This window comes from Sinorhizobium meliloti (assembly GCF_017876815.1).
Taxonomy (GTDB): domain Bacteria; phylum Pseudomonadota; class Alphaproteobacteria; order Rhizobiales; family Rhizobiaceae; genus Sinorhizobium; species Sinorhizobium meliloti.
Genome location: NZ_JAGIOS010000003.1, coordinates 852,132 through 868,995, shown reverse-complemented (window position 1 = coordinate 868,995; position 16,864 = coordinate 852,132). Strand labels below are relative to the sequence as shown.

Here is a 16,864-nt window from a genome sequence, read left to right as displayed (position 1 = left end):
CTAGAATTTGTCGTGCATGTGCATTACATTGGCGATGAAGGAGATTGCATATGGCTTCAAATGCACTTGTTCAGACTCGAATCGATGCCGAGGTCAAAGAGCGCGCCACGGCGGTTTTAGAGAACATGGGTCTGACGGTCTCGGACGCTGTTCGAATCCTGTTAACTCGGACGGCGAATGAGGGCGCCCTGCCGCTGGAACTCTTCAGCCACAGCGAGGCGCACGACGCTTGGTTCCGCGCCAAAGTGTTGCGGGCACTCGAGGATACCCGACCCGACGTCGACGATGCCGACGCCGATGCGCACTTTCGAGAGCGCCGGGCGGCAGCTTTGCGCAAGGCTGCGGCGGGTGATCGATGAGGCTCGTCTGGGCGCGATATGCGCTTGACGATCGCGACACCATCTTCAGTTACATCGAAAGGGAGAATCCGAGGGCGGCGGTCCACGTCGACGAGGAGATCGTCAGCGCGGTACGTCGTCTGCTTGATTTTCCGGAAAGCGGCCGCCCTGGCCGGATTGCCGCAACTCGAGAGCTTGTTATCCCTCGGACCTACATTGCAGCCTACATGGTAATGGAGGATAGAATTCGAATTCTGCGTGTCCTGCACGGCGCCCAGAAGTGGCCCAGCGAGCTCGACGACGGGTAGAAGCAGCCTCATTCATCGCGTCGTGGGACCCAGCAATTCCCTAGGCACGCCGATTATCAAGAGGTCGAAGGTTCGATCCCGTTCAAGGCGCCCAAGATTCAAATCTCCACGGCAGATGCTTGTGGCAGGCCGAGTGATTCTGACGGCTTGCTGAACACGGTGATCGCAGAGATCACACCGGTGAACTGTAAGACGGCCGCTGGAGAAACATCAACCGGCCGTGCGGCTGCCCCGCACGGCCGCAGAAAAGCCCGCCCGCGTTCAGGTCTTGAAGTGTGCTGCTTCCTCGGATCCGCGAGTCGCGTCTCCGGCGCTGTAGGAGTGGGCGCCGGCGCCGGCGAGCTTGCCGCCGGAGACGATCAGATATTCCTCGCGGATCGGCCTGCCCCCGAACCAGCATTCGAGAATCTCTCGCGTGCCCGCGGCATAGCGCGCCTGGGCGGAGAGCGAGGAACCCGAAATATGCGGCGTCATGCCGTGATGGGGCATCGAGCGCCACGGATGGTCCTTGGGCGCCGGCTGCGGGAACCAAACGTCACCGGCATAGCCGGCGAGTTGGCCGCTTTCGAGCGCCCGTGCGATGGCATCGCGATTGCAGATCTTGCCGCGCGCGGTGTTCACCAGATAGGCACCGCGCTTCATCTTGCCGATCATCGCCTCGTTGAAGAGGTTTTCCGTCTCCGGGTGGAGGGGCGCATTGATCGTCACGACGTCGCAAACGGGCACCATTTCCGCCGCCGTCTGATGGAAAGTAACGCCGAGCTCCTTCTCGACCTCGTCCGGAAGCCGGTGCCGGTCGGTGTAGTGCAGCTTGACATCGAACGGTTTGAGCCGGCGCAGCACCGCGGTGCCGATCCGCCCAGCGCCCACCGTGCCGATGTCCATGCCCTCGATGTCATAGGAACGCGCAACGCAGTCGGCGACGTTCCAGCCACCTTTTACGACCCACTGGTAGGAGGGGATATAGTTGCGCGCGAGGCTGAGGATCATCATCACCACATGCTCGGACACGCTGATCGAATTGCAATAGGTCACCTCGGCGACGGTAATGCCGCGGTCGATCGCGGCCTGAAGGTCGACGTGGTCCGAGCCGATGCCGGCGGTGATCGCAAGCTTCAGCCTGGCCGCCTTGACGATCCTCTCGGCGGTGATGTAAGCCGGCCAGAAAGGTTGCGAGATGACGATCTCGGCGTCTACGAGCTCTCGCTCGAAGACGCTGTCGGGACCGTCCTTGTCCGATGTCACCACCAGGGTATGCCCTTGGCTTTCGAGAAATTTTCTCAAACCCAGTTCGCCGGAGACGCTGCCCAGGAGGGCGCCTGGCTCAAAGTCGATCGCCTTCGGGGTGGGGAGCGTCTGGCCGCCGGGGTAGCGCTCCAGCGTCGGCAGGCCATCCCGCGCGTAAGCCGTCGGGTAGCCATCGACCGGATCGTCATAAAGCACGCAAACGACCTTTGCCATTTCCATCTCCCTTCATCGGAAACGAAGAGGAAGGGCGCGACCTGTTCAAGACTGCCGGTCAATGCGGACGAACAGCAGGGCGACATGCTCTGTTGACGATCTGTGGGCAGCAGGCTTGCTCCTGGCCCTCCCACGTTCGTGGAGCTAGTACTGCGCGAGAAGATGGAGGAGCAGGGCGAGGTTTCAAGTGGCCGCAGCGCTGCATGCGGGCAGATGAATTCGTACGACTGACAGCCAGTTGGTCGCAGCCAAAAAGATGACAGGCGCTGCTGCATCCACGCCGTCAGGCCAGCAGATTGCCCGGATGGAAAGGGACCTGGCAGCACTTCAGACTCAAGTGAAAAGCGCGAGGAAACTTACGGCATCGACAATCTGCATCTTACCGTCGCACGCGGATACGTTGCCAAGCTGCTCGCCAACACTCGCATCATTCGGTGGCTTTCGTATCACCGCCCAGAATGTCTTGGGGAGTTTCAGAAAATCGCTGAGATCGAAGCGATCGGCCCTCAGCCGGAGGCCCCGGAGGCGTAAAATTCCTTATGGGGCAGAGACGTGGCCCATTGGAATCACGAAACTGGAGAATCTAATCCAAGTGCAACAATGACGGGTGGAGGGTAGGGGATTACCCGCAATCGCGCAAATGGGCCATGAAGACCTCGGCGGGCGTGCGGTAACCAAGGCATTTCCTGGGCAGTGAATTGAGATGGTGGGCGAGGGCGACCAGTTGCGGCTGGTTGACGGCGGACAGGTCCGTATCGCTCGGCACAAAGCGACGGATGCGCTTGTTGGTGTTCTCGACCGCGCCTTTCTGCCACGGTGAATTCGGATCGCAAAACCAGCTCCTGGCGCCGAGTCCATCTTCCAAAGCCTTGAAACCGCGAAACTCGGTACCACGGTCGAAGGTGAAGCTCTGCCGGGCAAAGGCGGGTAGCGGTGAGAAGGCATCGATGATCTTGTCGATGAGCGGACGAGAGTGACGGCTGCCATTCTTGATCATCACCGTGTAGCGGCTCTTGCGCTCGACCAGCGAGGTGACATTGGCTTCACCAAGGTCGCGCCGGAAGATCAGGAGATCACCCTCCCAGTGGCCGAACTGAGAGCGATCGGCAATGAAATCAGGGCGTTGGCTGATCCTGCAGTCCAACGGGATCGAGCCGTCACGGGTTTGCGGGAGCGGCGTGGGCGGCGCTTACGACGGCCTTCCGGCAGATGCTGATAGAGCTCCAGCGCATAATCTTCCTTGCTATAGATGAAGCGATAGATCGTCTCGGTGCAGACGCGGACGGCGCTCACACCATCGGCAAGCAGACGGCCGGCGATCTGCTCCGGCGACCAAAGTGCCTTCAGCTGCTCGATGACCAGTTCGCGCAATTGCGGGTGGCGGCTGAGCTTGCGCAGCCGTCGCCGACGCTCCTTCGAGATGTCGTTGGCGATACCGCTGTAATAGCCGCTGTATTCCGGAAACTCGGCATCATGAAAGGTATTGCGCTTCAGTTCACGATAGATCGTCGATCGATGCCGACCGAGTTGGCGGGCGATCTCACCGACAGGAACTTTGCGTTCCACGAGCTGATGCAAACGTCGTCGATCGGAAAGGGTGAGTTGCGAATAGCAAAGCGACATCCAAAAATCTCCAAGGCGAAGCCTTTGTTTTTATTGGAATGTCGCACTTGGAAATAGAATGTACCAACGTTCCCGGCTTGTTCGTCAGGATCGCATAATGTATCGACTGGAAGAGCGAACCAGCGAAGTCGTTTCGGGCGTGGCGCTGCCCGTAACACAATTGTTTTTCCACGCGAAGGTCGTAAGCGTGGCGTGATGGCCGCCTACCGGCACTACCTTGGAGTGGGATAGCGCCCACCAAGTGCTAGGTGGATACTATGGCGGTACCCGATATCGGGAATGAGCGAAGCGCTCGACGAAACTGGTCGCTGGAAGACAAATGGCGAATTGTTGAAGAAGCGCAGCTGTCCGGCAGTTCGGTAGCGGAGGTGGCGCGTCGGCGCTCGTAGCCGAACGTACCAAGGCACAGCAAACGAGCTGATATGTCCGCAAGGATAGGCCTCAATCCAGCATGACCATGTGCGCTGGAACCTGCTCTTCAAAAAACTTGGAGAAGGAAGCGATCCGCGGCGGAAGGGCCTGGTAGGGCGGATAGTAAAGGGTTAACCACAAATCCGGCGGTGCCCAGCCTTTGAAGACGTGTACGAGTCGCCCTGTACGAAGATGCTCGAAAATGTGGAATCCTGGCAGCATGGCGACACCCGCGCCATCCGCGGCGATATCGGCGAGCACTTCACCGTTGTTGGCGCTGAATGCCCGGCCAGCCGAAATCGTTATGCTCGATCCGCCGTCCGACAGCACCCAGTTCTCACGTCGGCTATCGCCGCTGTAGGCGAGGCAGTCGTCCGGTGTCAGTTCGTTCGGGTGCTGCATGTCGACGAACCTGCTCCCGGGAGCGGCAACCAGGATGCGCGGCACAACCCTGATCTTACGCCAGATGGTGAATTTGTCCGACGGCTGCGACGAGATGCGGATCGCCAGATCGTAGTCGTCATCGACGATATTCACCAATCCATCCGAAAGCGAGATCTCGAAGCTCATCTTGGGATACCGTTCCTTGAACGCTGAAAGGATCGGCGGCAGCACCGCCTTGCCGAACCACGTCGGCGCGCTGATCCGGAGCCGCCCCTCATCGGCCTTGTGGGCGTTCATTACTTCACGCCGTGCGTCTTCGATCGTTTTCACAGCGGGTTGGAGCTGCGCGGCAAAGATCGCGCCGTCGGTCGTCAGCGATACCTGTCTCGTCGTGCGAACGAAGAGCTGCACGCCAAGTTCCGCCTCGAGGGCGGCGATCGCCCGTGTGACGGCTGCTGGCGTCATGTCCAGTTCGCGCGCGACCTGGGCAAAGTTCCGCTTCTCAGCGGCGAGCAGAAAGGTGCGGAGAGCTTTGTAGTCGTTCATCTCATTGTTTCATAAACTGCAATTCAATCAAAAGGAATATTGCAATTACGAGCGGCGATCAACGGGTCTACATTCTTATCAACACCGGAACACCAACCGAGAGGCTTCAAAATGATCAAGGACATCAAGGGACTGCACCACGTGACTTCGATGGCATCGGACGCGCGGCAGAACAACCGCTTCTTCACCGACACGCTCGGTCTTCGTCGCGTCAAGCAGACTGTCAACTTCGACGACCCGAGCGTCTATCACCTCTACTATGGTGACGAGACGGGCTCGGCCGGAACGGTGATGACCTACTTCCCGTTCCCGAACATGATGCTCGGCCGCCCCGGTGTCGGTGAAGTCGGCGAGACCCAGTTCTCCGTTCCCAAGGGATCGCTGAAGTTCTGGCAGGATCGCTTCACAACCCAAGGCGTGGACGGTCTGGAACGCGATACTGTCTTCGGCGCGGACCGACTCCGCTTCATGGGACCGGACGGCGACAGCTTTGCGCTTATCGAGTCCGCTGACGACAAGCGCGCTCCGTGGCTGGCAGATGGAATTCCAGATGATGCGGCCATCCGCGGTTTCGCTGGCGCACGCTTCAGCCTGCACGACTCCGCTGCAACGGAGGAGCTGCTCGGCTTCATGGGCTACGAGCGCGCCGAGAAGGAGGGCGACGTTGTACGCTTCATCATATCCAACGGTAACGGAGCGGACACGATCGATCTACTGGCATTGCCAAAGACTCCTTTCGCGCGACAGGGTGCAGGTTCGGTGCACCATATTGCATTCGCCGTCGACAACCGCGAGAAGCAGCTCGAGGTGCGCAAGGCGCTGATGGACACTGGCTACCAGGTCACCCCCGTCATCGACCGCGATTATTTCTGGGCCATCTACTTCCGCACACCGGGCGGTATCCTCTTCGAGGTCGCCACAAACGAGCCCGGATTCAACCGCGACGAGGATACAGCCCACCTCGGGGAAGCTCTTAAGCTTCCGGTCAGATACGAGGAATACCGCGAACAGATCCAGGCTAACCTCGTGCCGCTGGCGGCATGACAGCAGTCACTGAGAGTTGGAACGTCAGCGCGATTCGAAAGGGTCGCGGCGCTGTTCCGTCCAAGTGCTGGCAAACCGACGTCTGTTGCAGATATCGCAATTCATTCGAAATTTTTATTGCAATTCCGCAGTGAGTAGCGGCGCGGTAGATTTGTTGTCAGCAGCCAAGACGACGAGTGAACGGCCCCGAAAAGGAGCCAGCAACACTCCAAGGATTGCAGAAAGAGCGCCGCTTGGCGGGCGTCCGATCGATAGCTGCTGCCCATTTTCTGACGCCGCACCAGGCGGCCCAAACAACCGAAGAGGAATTGACCCATGTCCAAGCTCGAAGTCCTGACCCCGGCAAACAGCCAGCTCATCTTCATCGACCAGCAGCCGCAAATGGCCTTTGGGGTCCAGTCGATCGACCGCCAGACGCTGAAGAACAATGTCGTCGGCCTCGCCAAGGCCGCCAAGATCTTCAATGTCCCGACCACGATCACCACGGTCGAAACGCAGTCCTTCTCTGGCAACACCTTCCCCGAGCTGCTTGCCGTCTTCCCGGAGAACGACCTCCTTGAGCGCACCTCGATGAACTCCTGGGACGATCAGAACGTCCGTGACGCGCTGGCGAAGAACGCCGCCAACGGCCGCAAGAAGATCGTCGTCTCCGGTCTCTGGACTGAAGTATGCAACACCACCTTCGCCCTCTCTGCCCTCCATGATGTCCCCGAATACGAAATCTACATGGTCGCAGATGCCTCCGGCGGTACCTCGTCCGACGCACACAAATACGCAATGGACCGCATGGTGCAGGCAGGTGTGATCCCGGTCACGTGGCAGCAGGTTCTGCTTGAATGGCAGCGCGACTGGGCTCGCAAGGAGACCTACGATGCTGTCACCACGCTTGTGAAGGAACATTCCGGCGCGTACGGCATGGGCATCGACTACGCCTACACGATGGTCCACGGCGCCGAAGAACGCGTTAAGCACGGCAAGCGCATCGGCCCGAACCCCGCAAAGTAAGGGCCTGATCCGGCCGCTCCGATCACCCGGTCGGAGCGGCCCTTTCGCAACCGGAGATCATCCCATGAAAGTCTACCTCCTATCGCTTGGCGCAGGCCTGCTTGTCGGCATTGTCTACAGCCTGCTCAACGTCCGATCACCAGCACCGCCTGTCATTGCTCTGGTCGGCCTTCTCGGAATCCTTGTCGGCGAACAGATCATTCCGTTCGCGAAGACGCTTTGGAGAAGCGAGCCGGCAGCCATCTCATGGCTTCATCAGATCAAGCCGCACATGTTCGGTCATCTCCCGAAGGGCAGCGATCGTATCGAGATTGCCCATCAGGCAAAGGCGCGTGTAGAGGAGCGGAGCTGATGGCGACGCGTCGATCCTTCCTCGGAGGCGCGTCGAGCCTGGCGTTCGCGAACCTCTTCTCCCCGGCGAAAGCCGCCGATCCCAACCAGACCGGAGTAGACACCATGCATCCCGACCTGATCCTCCACAATGGCCGCGTGACGACCCTTGACCGGACCAATCCGAATGCAACGGCAATCGCCATCAAGGATGGGCTGTTTTTGGAAGTCGGATCCGACAGCGAGGTCATGGCGCTGGCTGGTTCCGGCACCAAAATCGTCGACCTCAAGGGCAAGGGCGTCCTTCCCGGCCTGATCGACAACCATACCCACGTCGTTCGCGGTGGCCTCAACTACAACATGGAACTGCGCTGGGACGGCGTGCGCTCGCTCGCCGACGCGATGGACATGCTGAAGCGCCAGGTGGCGATCACGCCCGCGCCGCAATGGGTCCGTGTCGTCGGCGGCTTCACCGAACATCAATTCGCGGAAAAGCGCCTCCCGACAATCGAGGAGATCAATGCCGTCGCGCCCGACACGCCCGTCTTCCTTCTGCACCTTTATGACCGTGCGCTGCTCAATGGGGCAGCTCTCCGCGCGGTGGGCTACACCCGTGACACGCCGAACCCGCCCGGCGGCGAGATCACCCGAGATGCCAACGGTAACCCGACCGGCTTGCTGCTGGCCAAGCCGAATGCAGGCATTCTGTACTCGACGCTGGCCAAGGGCCCCAAGCTTCCCTTCGACTACCAAGTCAACTCGACCCGCCATTTCATGCGCGAACTGAACCGCCTTGGCGTGACAGGCGTGATCGACGCGGGTGGCGGCTTCCAGAACTATCCTGACGACTACGAGGTCATTCAGAAGCTGTCCGACGAGAACCAGATGACGGTGCGGCTGGCCTACAACCTCTTCACCCAGAAGCCCAAGGAAGAGAAGCAGGACTTCCTGAACTGGACGCAGTCGGTCAAATACAAGCAGGGCAACGATTACTTCCGCCACAACGGTGCGGGCGAGATGCTTGTCTTCTCCGCCGCGGACTTCGAGGATTTCCGCCAACCCCGTCCAGAGATGGCTCCGGAAATGGAAGGTGAGCTGGAAGAGGTCGTCCGCGTTCTGGCTGAAAACCGCTGGCCATGGCGCCTGCATGCCACCTATGACGAGACGATCTCCCGCGCGCTCGACGTGTTCGAGAAGGTCAACAAGGATATCCCGCTCGAAGGACTGAACTGGTTCTTCGACCATGCCGAAACCATCTCGGATCGCTCGATCGACCGTATCGCAGCGCTTGGCGGCGGTATCGCTAGCCAGCATCGCATGGCCTATCAGGGCGAATATTTCGCCGAACGCTATGGCCATGGCGTGGCCGAGGCTACGCCGCCGATCCGCCGCATGCTCGATAAGGGAGTCAACGTCTCGGCCGGCACCGATGCCACCCGCGTCGCCTCCTACAATCCGTGGGTATCGCTGTCGTGGATGGTAACTGGCAAGACGGTCGGCGGCATGCAGCTCTACCCTCGGGCAAACTGCCTCGACCGCGAGACGGCGCTGCGAATGTGGACCGAAAAGGTCACATGGTTCTCCAACGAGGAAGGCAAGAAGGGCCGCATCGAAAAAGGGCAGTTCGCCGACCTCGTGGTGCCGGACAAGGACTTCTTCTCCTGCGCCGAGGACGAGATCTCCTTCATCGTCTCGGAGCTGACCATGGTCGGCGGCAAGATTGTCTATGGCGCAGGCGACTTCAAGACGCTCGACGAGAACGAGATCCCGCCCGCGATGCCCGACTGGTCTCCGGTGCGCAAATTCGGCGGTTACGCGGCCTGGGGCGAACCGGAAAGAGCGGGTGCCCGCTCACTCCGCCGCACCGCGATCTCCACATGCGGATGTGCAAGTGATTGCGGCGTGCACGGCCACGACCATGCCGGGGCCTGGACATCCAAGCTCCCGATAGCCGACCTCAAGGGCTTCTTCGGCGCTCTCGGCTGCTCCTGCTGGGCGGTCTGACGAACATTCAGCTCGGGTGCCCACCGACACCCGAGCGCCACCCCATAATTGCTGATTTTGCAATTAAATCGAAACTATTGCTGCAATTGTTGGCAATTCGGTAACCAGCCAATATCGCTCCATCGAACGCAGCCCTCGCGGCGAACATGCAGGAGCAAATATGACCTACCATTCTCAACTATCCAACCCAATCCGGAGCGGCGTGGCGCGCGTCGTCGGATCGCCTGTCGTGCGGACGGTGTCACTGCTGGCTCTTTGCGCAGCCTACATACAGGGTCCCCTCACCAAGATCTTCGACTTCAATGGTGCACTGGCTGAAATGGATCATTTCGGTCTGCACCCGGCCCCCTTCTTCGCAGTCGCTGTCATCGTGTTCGAACTGACAGCCTCTGCCATGGTGATCTCGGGCTTGCTGCGTTGGGCAGGTGCCCTGGCGCTGGCTGGCTTCACGCTTCTCGCAACCTTCATCGCTCTGCGCTTCTGGGAAATGGCGCCGGGAATGGATCGCATGATGGCGACCAACGCCTTCTTCGAGCACCTCGGCCTCGCAGGCGCATTCGTCTTTGTTGCAGCATTCGACCTCACCAAGGGAGCAGGCAAATGAGCGCCGCAAAATCATCCGGGGGAACCTTTGCGCCCCTTGCCCAGCCAGTCTTCGCAGTTCTGTGGACCGCGACCGTCCTCGGCAATACCGGAAGCTTCATGCGCGATGTCGCCAGCGCTTGGCTGATGACGGATCTGTCCGCATCGCCCGCCGCGGTGGCCATGGTTCAGGCGGCCGGAACCCTGCCGATCTTCCTGCTTGCCATTCCCGCAGGCGTTCTCACCGACATCCTTGATCGCCGCAAATTTCTGATCGCCGTCCAACTCCTGCTCGCCTCCGTCAGCATCTCCCTGATGGTCCTGTCGCAGACGGGCATGCTCTCGGTCAGCTCGCTGATCGGCCTGACCTTCCTCGGCGGCGTTGGGGCCGCGCTGATGGGGCCGACCTGGCAGGCGATCGTTCCGGAACTGGTGAAGCGCGAGGACGTGAAGAGCGCAGTGGCGCTGAACTCGCTCGGCATCAACATCGCCCGCTCGATCGGCCCCGCTGCGGGCGGCCTGCTTCTCGCAGCCTTCGGAGCCGGAATCACCTACGGCGCCGATGTCGCCAGCTACATCGTGGTCATAGCCGCTCTTGTCTGGTGGCCACGGGCCAAGAACGCCAACGATGCTCTCCAGGAGAACTTCTTCGGTGCGTTCCGGGCCGGGCTTCGCTACACCCGCTCAAGCACGCCACTGCACGTCGTCCTCTTGCGCGCCGCGATCTTCTTCGCCTTCGCCAGCGCCGTCTGGGCGCTTCTCCCGCTCGTTGCGCGGCAACTGCTCGGTGGCGATGCCGGCTTCTATGGCATCCTGCTGGGCGCAGTCGGTGCAGGCGCGATCGGTGGAGCCCTGGTGATGCCGAAGCTTCGCGAACGCCTGAGTTCCGACGGCCTGCTGCTCGGCGCCGCGCTGATCACCGCAGCCGTCATGGGAGTCCTTGCTCTCGCTCCACCGAAGGTCGTCGCCATCATCGTTCTTCTCTTCCTCGGTGGCGCGTGGATCACCGCCCTGACAACGCTCAATGGCACTGCGCAGTCAGTTCTTCCCAACTGGGTACGGGGTCGTGGGCTCGCCGTCTACCTGACGGTCTTCAACGGTGCGATGACTGCCGGAAGCCTTGGTTGGGGCGCGGTCGGCGAGGCTGTCGGCATCCAGTCCACCTTGATCATTGGAGCCATCGGCCTGCTCATCGCCGGACTCATAATGCACCGCGTGAAGCTTCCGGCCGGCGATGCCGACCTGGTGCCGTCGAACCACTGGCCCGAGCCGCTTGTTGCGGAACCGATCGCCCATGACCGCGGCCCGGTTCTGATCCTGATCGAGTACAAGGTCGAGAAGCAGCACCGCACAGCCTTCCTGCACGCGATCGATCATCTTTCCAGGGAGCGCCGCCGCGATGGTGCCTACGGATGGGGCGTGACCGAGGATTCGGCCGACCCCGAGAAGATCGTCGAATGGTTCATGGTGGAATCCTGGGCTGAACATCTTCGCCAGCACAAGCGGGTGTCCAATGCCGACGCCGATCTGCAGGGCAAGGTTCTCGCCTACCATGTCGGTCCCGACAAGCCTGTCGTCCGTCACTTCATGACGATAAACCGACCGGGTGCCGCGTAACGGGTAGAAGAGTGGCGGCTGCGGCCGCCACTATACCAGATGATCTTGAAAAGTGGGGTGACGATTCTCATCTGAGGCTGATCACCCAATTCAACGACTGTCTGCAGTGACGATGATCGTCGCGCTTTCGCTTGTCGTGGGTGAACGAGGGCGCTCCCCATGACGGGTTGAGCGCCCTCGGCTTGTTTCTCCCACGCATCCCAACCACAACTTTAACGGCGGCGGGTAGGCTCACGCGGCATTTCGAATTTCAGCTTCGACACACATAGCTCGGTCGCGGCTACGTCATCCGCTTGAGCAACTGGATGAGGGCGCCTGTCTCGTCGTTAGGTGCAAGTGCAAGCATGTGATTGTCTGCAAATTCGATGATAGCGGAGGGGGTAAGGCACATTAACGCTGTCATCTGTGCCGAAGGTCCTCGGCGAGGTGTGGTAGGCCCGGCATTCGTTTATGAGCCGACGGCTCTAGCCCAGTATGTCTCTAAGGACAGGAAACTGCTCGATCAAACGCGGGTCGGAGCTCATCCCATGACGACCTACGTTTCACCTCTACGGGAGGGACGTAGGCGTGCGGCTACATGCCGTTGCAACGTCCTATCGCGCCGCTTACCCTGCCGGCCTGGCACGACGGCTCATGCGAAGAGGCCCGAGTGCATGCCGAGCAGATGATCGCTAACATCGATCGTCTTCGACAAGGTGGATAGGATTTGCCGAGCACTGTGCTGTGTTTGTTTCCGATTTGTGCGTCGATGATCGCATAATGTATCGTCGGGCACGGCTAGCGCGTTCTCGGTTTAGGGCGGTCAAGCGCTCCCAAGAGGTGCAACGATACGCAGACGGAACGAATCAGGCGCACTGGCGATAATCGATTCCAAGGCGCTCCTCGCCTTCATTTCTGAGGTAGTCATTGTAGGAAGGCGCCGGGCTTTCGGGAAGGGCGACGCCTGTGCTCAGGCGAACAAGACGTCCGCCGCCGAAAGATCAGCGAGCAGGGTATTCTGGATCAATATCCCGTGGGCGTCGCCATCGAAACTGACGTAAACGCCCTCGGGCGTGTCACGGGAGGCGGCGAGGAAGCTTTCGAAGTCGCGAAACTCGGTACCGCCAAAGCCGCGGAATAGAAGCACATCACCGTCCCCGCCGCGGAAGTCGGTGATCCGATCGACGCTCCTGTCATTGCGGACAGAGGCTTCGTCCCAAATGAACGTGTCGGCATCGGATCCACCTGTCAAAAGATCTGCGCCGGCGCCGCCGAGCAGCCTGTCCGAGTGATATTCGCCACTCAGCGAGTCGTTGCCATCCCCGCCCAGCAGACTATCCGCTCCACTGCCGCCGACGAGTATGTCATCGCCGTTGCGCCCGTTCAAAACATCGTTTCCGCTGGGACCTTCCCTGTATGTATCAAAACAGAAGAGCCTGTCGTTGCCATTCCCGCCGGAGAGGTGAACGCCTCGATAGGCGGATTTAACGGTAATGTTGAACTCCTCGATCGAGCCAAAACGCGATGCATCGAGAACGAAGCCGGCGGGCACATCATCGAGGGCGATGCTCGCTCGGTCGAAACCCTCGCCGCCGTCCAATGCGCCCAAGGAACCATCCGTATAGATGTGAAGTCTGTCATCGCCGGCGCCGCCGTAGAGATCACTCCATCCGCCATAGGCGGTGTCTTCCCCACCCGCCGAGAGAGTGTCATTGCCGTCGCCGCCGAGCAGTATGTCTCCGGCGGCAAAACTATTGCTCAGGTAATCATCCCCGGCACCGCCCGTCACCGTATCCGATCCGAGGCCTCCGGTCAGAGAGTCGTTGCCGTCGCCACCATTGACGTCGTCATCGCCGCCGCCCCCGTCGAGCCGGTCGTTGCCACGACCGCCCACAAGACTGTCATTGCCATCCTCCCCCTCGAGTCTGTCGTCGTCGTTGCCGCCGTCAACGTAGTCGTCGCCCTGACCGCCGTGAATAAAATCGTCGCCGCCGCCGCCAAACAGCAGATCCCGGCCGTCGCCAGCATAGATCTGGTCATCGCCGATGCCGGTTTCGACACGGTCGTCACCCGCACCGGTATGGACGTTGACGAAGCTGAAGCCCGTGGCAATGATCCTGTCATCGCCGATCCCGGTCGTCAAAGAGAGCCGCTCGATATCGAGGAAATAAAGGTGGTTTCCCTTAACCGACAGATCGCCGAAGGCTGCGTGGCCATGCATTCCATCGAACAGGAAGGCATCGGATATCGCGGCGTAATCGCCCACAAGCGTGTCGACCCCCGTGCCGCCCCGTGCCGCGCCGCCGACACCGATGAACGACAGCCGATCATTGCCTTCGCCGCCGGTGAACTCGTCAAAGCCGCTTGAACTTGTCAGCGCATCGTCGCCGGCCCCGCCATCGACGAAGTCGTCGCCTGCGCCGCCATCCACGACATCATTGCCGTCGAGACTCCAGATCCGGTCGCCTTCCGCCATGCCATCCAGAGTATCGTCGGCACTCGTTCCAACAATCCTTGTCATAATAGGGCTCCTCAGCGTGAAGAAGAAATTATGATATCCGAAGGGGATAATATAACTCCCAATTCTCACTGGATGTTCTGCAAATGTAAGTATGAAGTGAAAGTACTTTAATTTGAATATTTGAGTATCTGGAGTGAGGGGAGAATCGCGCCGAGCGCGGGCGGCGGAATTAACCCGCCGGTGCTGGAGAGAATCCGATAGCGCATGGGCAGCATATCACCAACTGTAATCGATCCAGGTGCAGGTTTCGGTCGAAGGGCGGGGGGGTAGGGAAGGGCGCTATTTATCGTCAGTTTTTTGCCGTCCTTGCTTCTTCATTTCCGACGTCTTTGCGGAATTGGGGGCCACAGAGTCTCTCCAGTTTTCGGTCGTCATTGCTGGCCGCACCGCCAGCAATGATTTTCACCGGATCGTCGCCCATGTTTGGGCGCAGCCCTCGGGACTCCCTCTCACGCCTGCCTGTGAAACGGGATCGGAGTCCACGCCGCCGTGGGGGAGGAAAGTCTAGCTATATCGGAGGCGTGAGCCGAAGGTAAATGGCTTTAACGTGGCTGCTCCACGATTATTGCCACGAGCCGACGCACGAGTGGTAACACGACGAGCAGCGTGGGAAATGCGACCATCCATGAGGCGACCCACGCATTCGGCCAGGCCGCAGTAAAGCTGGCTCCTGGCCCTATGTTACTAGCGGTAGCCACTGCCGATACGACCCCCGACATCAAGATGGACAGAACAAGTGGCATCACAACTCTCGCATAGCCCGGCGGGAGCTTTCTTCGCATCAATTGCTCACGGTCGATTTGCATGACTACGAATCCTTAGCGAGATGGGGCGTTAACGGATCGTTCTGTCGTGCCAACTCCCGAATATAATCACGCAGCGAACGAGGTTCGCGGCCCAACGCAGCGGTCAACGAAAGGCTATTTCCCCCAAGTCCGTAGTTTCTGTAGTGCTCGTGGATCTTTGAGAGCATGTGCATCTGCTGCTCACTGTAAGGTAGACGGGCGCTCTGCACCCACTCGCTGAAGCTGGGCTCAAACGCTTCTATCGGGCGTCCGAGCTCTGCCGAGATAGCCGCAACAACGTCATTACGGCTGAACATACCTGCCGCCAGCTCAAGCGTGGCAAATGCCAGCTTGTCCTCCGTAAGTGCAATGGCTGCGACCTCGGCGACGTCGCGGTAATCAACGCGAGCGATCTTGATGTCTTTCGGGAATGGCTCTCCGAAGCGACCATGCAGAATGATCGATGGCCACGCGATCCCGATGTTCTGCATGAAGTTCGCCGGCTGCAGGATTGTATATTCGAGCCGTGACGAGTAAAGCGCCTCCTCGACCGGGATTTTGCTCGCATGGTTCTTCAGGCGCGTGTTCGTAGGCTGGATCACCGACGAGAAGGCGAACTTCTTCACACCGTTTCGCTCTGCGGCCTCGACGATGGCAATCCCCATTGCTGCTTCGTCAGGCGTGAACGCGGGGCCAATATAGAAGACACCGTCCATGCCTCGCGTTGCCTCGGCAAGACTGTCCGTATTGCGGAGGTCTCCAATGAAAACCTCGGCCACACCCAGCGAGCGGGCGACGGCTGCCCGTGCATCGTTGCGCACGAGCGCATGGACGACAGCGTCGCGGCGCATCAGTTCGGGAATAACCCAGCGCGCGAATTTGCCGGTGGCTCCAACAACGAGGATCTTTGGTTGGTTCAATACCATAAGCGTGTCCTTTGCAAATTTCATGACGCGGGAGCACTTTAATTTCCTGTGGAAGACGTAACAATTGACGTCGCGATGGAGATAGAATCGCAATATGCGAGATAATATGAGTCGCCTCGAAGACCTTGAAGCATTCATCCATATCGCGGAAAGTGGTAGCCTTACCCGGGCTGCGACTCGTCTCAATCGCTCGCTGCAAGCGGTGAGCCGCTCCCTTACATCACTTGAAGTTGACGTTGGACTTCAGCTTGTTCACCGCACCACACGACATTCTGCGCTCAGCGAGGCTGGTCAGGCCTTTTATCGGCGGGTGAAGCCAGCGGTGTTGGAAATCAGAGAGGCCCAACTTGAGGCGGCTGGTCGCAGGACTGGACCATCCGGAATTCTGCGCGTGGGTGCACCAATGCTGTTCGGGCCAGACTTTCTAGTTCCGATCGTCGCGGAATACATTGAAAGCTATCCGCAGGCCGAGGTCGATCTAAGTTTGACAGATGCGTTCGTCGACCTTGCAAGCGAAGGGATAGATGTAGTGGTCCGCATTGCCGACCTGCCTGATTCCAACCTGCAGAGTAAAAGATTGGGTGCGCTACGGCGGGTGGTGTTCGGAGCACCCTCCTACTTTGCTCGGAATGGCCGGCCAGAACATCCTGCGGAATTGCGCCAGCACGCCTGCATCGTCAGAACAATCGGCAACAGACCGGGGCAGTGGGCCTTCCAAATTGATGGAAAGAGGCGGATGGTTGGAGTCCGGGGTTCGTTTCGCTCCAATGCAATGGCAGCGATTTATTCTGCTGTAAGAAGTGGCCTAGGGTTGGGATATTCTCCTCTGTGGCAGATCAGGCATCTTGTGGATGCCGGGCAGGTAGAAATCGTATTGCAGGAGTTTGAGCCCAAGCCAGTGCCGATTCATGCCCTCTGGCAAGAAAGTACACGTCCGCCCGCGAAGGTGCGCGCGTTCGTTGACCTCCTAGCCATGCGGCTCAGACTCGATGACCTTTGA

At 59.7% G+C, this 16,864-nt stretch carries 15 protein-coding genes and 1 pseudogene; 10 read left to right on the top strand and 6 right to left on the bottom strand.

The annotated features are described in order from the left end of the window. The first annotated feature begins 50 nt into the window (after window positions 1–50). Both JOH52_RS30605 and JOH52_RS30600 read left to right on the top strand, forming a co-directional pair. A complete protein-coding gene (locus JOH52_RS30605) occupies window positions 51–359 on the top strand; it encodes a type II toxin-antitoxin system RelB/DinJ family antitoxin (RefSeq protein ID WP_010967242.1) in 309 nt (102 codons plus the stop codon). Beyond that, window positions 356–646 carry a type II toxin-antitoxin system RelE/ParE family toxin gene (locus tag JOH52_RS30600; protein ID WP_014531932.1) on the top strand — a complete coding sequence of 97 codons (291 nt, stop codon included), beginning with the start codon at window positions 356–358 and terminating at the stop codon, window positions 644–646. Before JOH52_RS30605 ends, JOH52_RS30600 begins: the two co-directional genes overlap by 4 nt. 261 nt (window positions 647–907) lie before the next feature. On the opposite strand, the gene JOH52_RS30595 is transcribed toward JOH52_RS30600, so the two are convergent. Beyond that, a complete protein-coding gene (locus tag JOH52_RS30595) occupies window positions 908–2,107 on the bottom strand; it encodes an NAD-dependent formate dehydrogenase (protein ID WP_014531931.1) in 1,200 nt (399 codons plus the stop codon). A 273-nt stretch (window positions 2,108–2,380) separates the two neighbouring features. On the opposite strand from JOH52_RS30595, the gene JOH52_RS30590 reads away from it, so the two are divergent. Then, window positions 2,381–2,638 (top strand): plasmid partitioning protein RepB C-terminal domain-containing protein, encoded by a 258-nt coding sequence (locus JOH52_RS30590; protein ID WP_080567622.1) that lies wholly within the window; start codon window positions 2,381–2,383, stop codon window positions 2,636–2,638. A 91-nt stretch (window positions 2,639–2,729) separates the two neighbouring features. Here the strand turns inward: JOH52_RS30590 and JOH52_RS30585 are convergent. After that, window positions 2,730–3,730: pseudogene (locus tag JOH52_RS30585) on the bottom strand (IS30 family transposase). 441 nt (window positions 3,731–4,171) lie between these two features. Then, window positions 4,172–5,071 (bottom strand): LysR family transcriptional regulator, encoded by a 900-nt coding sequence (locus JOH52_RS30580; RefSeq protein WP_010967198.1) that lies wholly within the window; start codon window positions 5,069–5,071, stop codon window positions 4,172–4,174. A gap of 111 nt (window positions 5,072–5,182) precedes the next feature. Here JOH52_RS30580 and JOH52_RS30575 point away from each other — a divergent pair, with 111 nt between their 5' ends. The 6 genes from JOH52_RS30575 (at window position 5,183) to JOH52_RS30550 (ending at window position 11,653) form a co-directional block, all read left to right on the top strand. After that, the gene (locus JOH52_RS30575; protein ID WP_014531928.1) at window positions 5,183–6,115 is read left to right on the top strand and encodes a VOC family protein; all 933 of its coding nucleotides are present in this window, start codon (window positions 5,183–5,185) and stop codon (window positions 6,113–6,115) included. A 315-nt stretch (window positions 6,116–6,430) separates the two neighbouring features. Beyond that, complete coding sequence (locus JOH52_RS30570) at window positions 6,431–7,120, top strand: hydrolase (protein WP_010967200.1); 690 nt, start codon at window positions 6,431–6,433, stop codon at window positions 7,118–7,120. A gap of 64 nt (window positions 7,121–7,184) precedes the next feature. After that, the gene (locus tag JOH52_RS30565; protein WP_003525954.1) at window positions 7,185–7,472 is read left to right on the top strand and encodes a XapX domain-containing protein; all 288 of its coding nucleotides are present in this window, start codon (window positions 7,185–7,187) and stop codon (window positions 7,470–7,472) included. After that, the gene (locus JOH52_RS30560; protein ID WP_014531927.1) at window positions 7,472–9,454 is read left to right on the top strand and encodes an amidohydrolase; all 1,983 of its coding nucleotides are present in this window, start codon (window positions 7,472–7,474) and stop codon (window positions 9,452–9,454) included. The genes JOH52_RS30565 and JOH52_RS30560 overlap by 1 nt, the downstream gene beginning before the upstream one ends. Window positions 9,455–9,614: 160 nt before the next feature. Continuing rightward, on the top strand, window positions 9,615–10,058 hold the full coding sequence (locus tag JOH52_RS30555) for a DoxX family protein (RefSeq protein ID WP_010967202.1): 444 nt from the start codon (window positions 9,615–9,617) through the stop codon (window positions 10,056–10,058). Continuing rightward, a complete protein-coding gene (locus JOH52_RS30550; RefSeq protein WP_014531926.1) occupies window positions 10,055–11,653 on the top strand; it encodes an MFS transporter in 1,599 nt (532 codons plus the stop codon). The genes JOH52_RS30555 and JOH52_RS30550 overlap by 4 nt, the downstream gene beginning before the upstream one ends. Before the next feature lie 949 nt (window positions 11,654–12,602). On the opposite strand, the gene JOH52_RS30545 is transcribed toward JOH52_RS30550, so the two are convergent. The 3 genes from JOH52_RS30545 to JOH52_RS30535 all read right to left on the bottom strand — a co-directional run bounded on the left by JOH52_RS30545 (window position 12,603) and on the right by JOH52_RS30535 (window position 15,888). Beyond that, complete coding sequence (locus JOH52_RS30545; RefSeq protein ID WP_014531925.1) at window positions 12,603–14,153, bottom strand: calcium-binding protein; 1,551 nt, start codon at window positions 14,151–14,153, stop codon at window positions 12,603–12,605. A 542-nt stretch (window positions 14,154–14,695) separates the two neighbouring features. After that, the gene (locus JOH52_RS30540) at window positions 14,696–14,959 is read right to left on the bottom strand and encodes a DUF2798 domain-containing protein (protein WP_013851125.1); all 264 of its coding nucleotides are present in this window, start codon (window positions 14,957–14,959) and stop codon (window positions 14,696–14,698) included. A gap of 2 nt (window positions 14,960–14,961) precedes the next feature. Further along, complete coding sequence (locus JOH52_RS30535) at window positions 14,962–15,888, bottom strand: NmrA/HSCARG family protein (protein WP_017266164.1); 927 nt, start codon at window positions 15,886–15,888, stop codon at window positions 14,962–14,964. Between the two features lie 82 nt (window positions 15,889–15,970). Here JOH52_RS30535 and JOH52_RS30530 point away from each other — a divergent pair, with 82 nt between their 5' ends. Next, window positions 15,971–16,864 (top strand): LysR family transcriptional regulator, encoded by an 894-nt coding sequence (locus JOH52_RS30530; RefSeq protein ID WP_013851123.1) that lies wholly within the window; start codon window positions 15,971–15,973, stop codon window positions 16,862–16,864.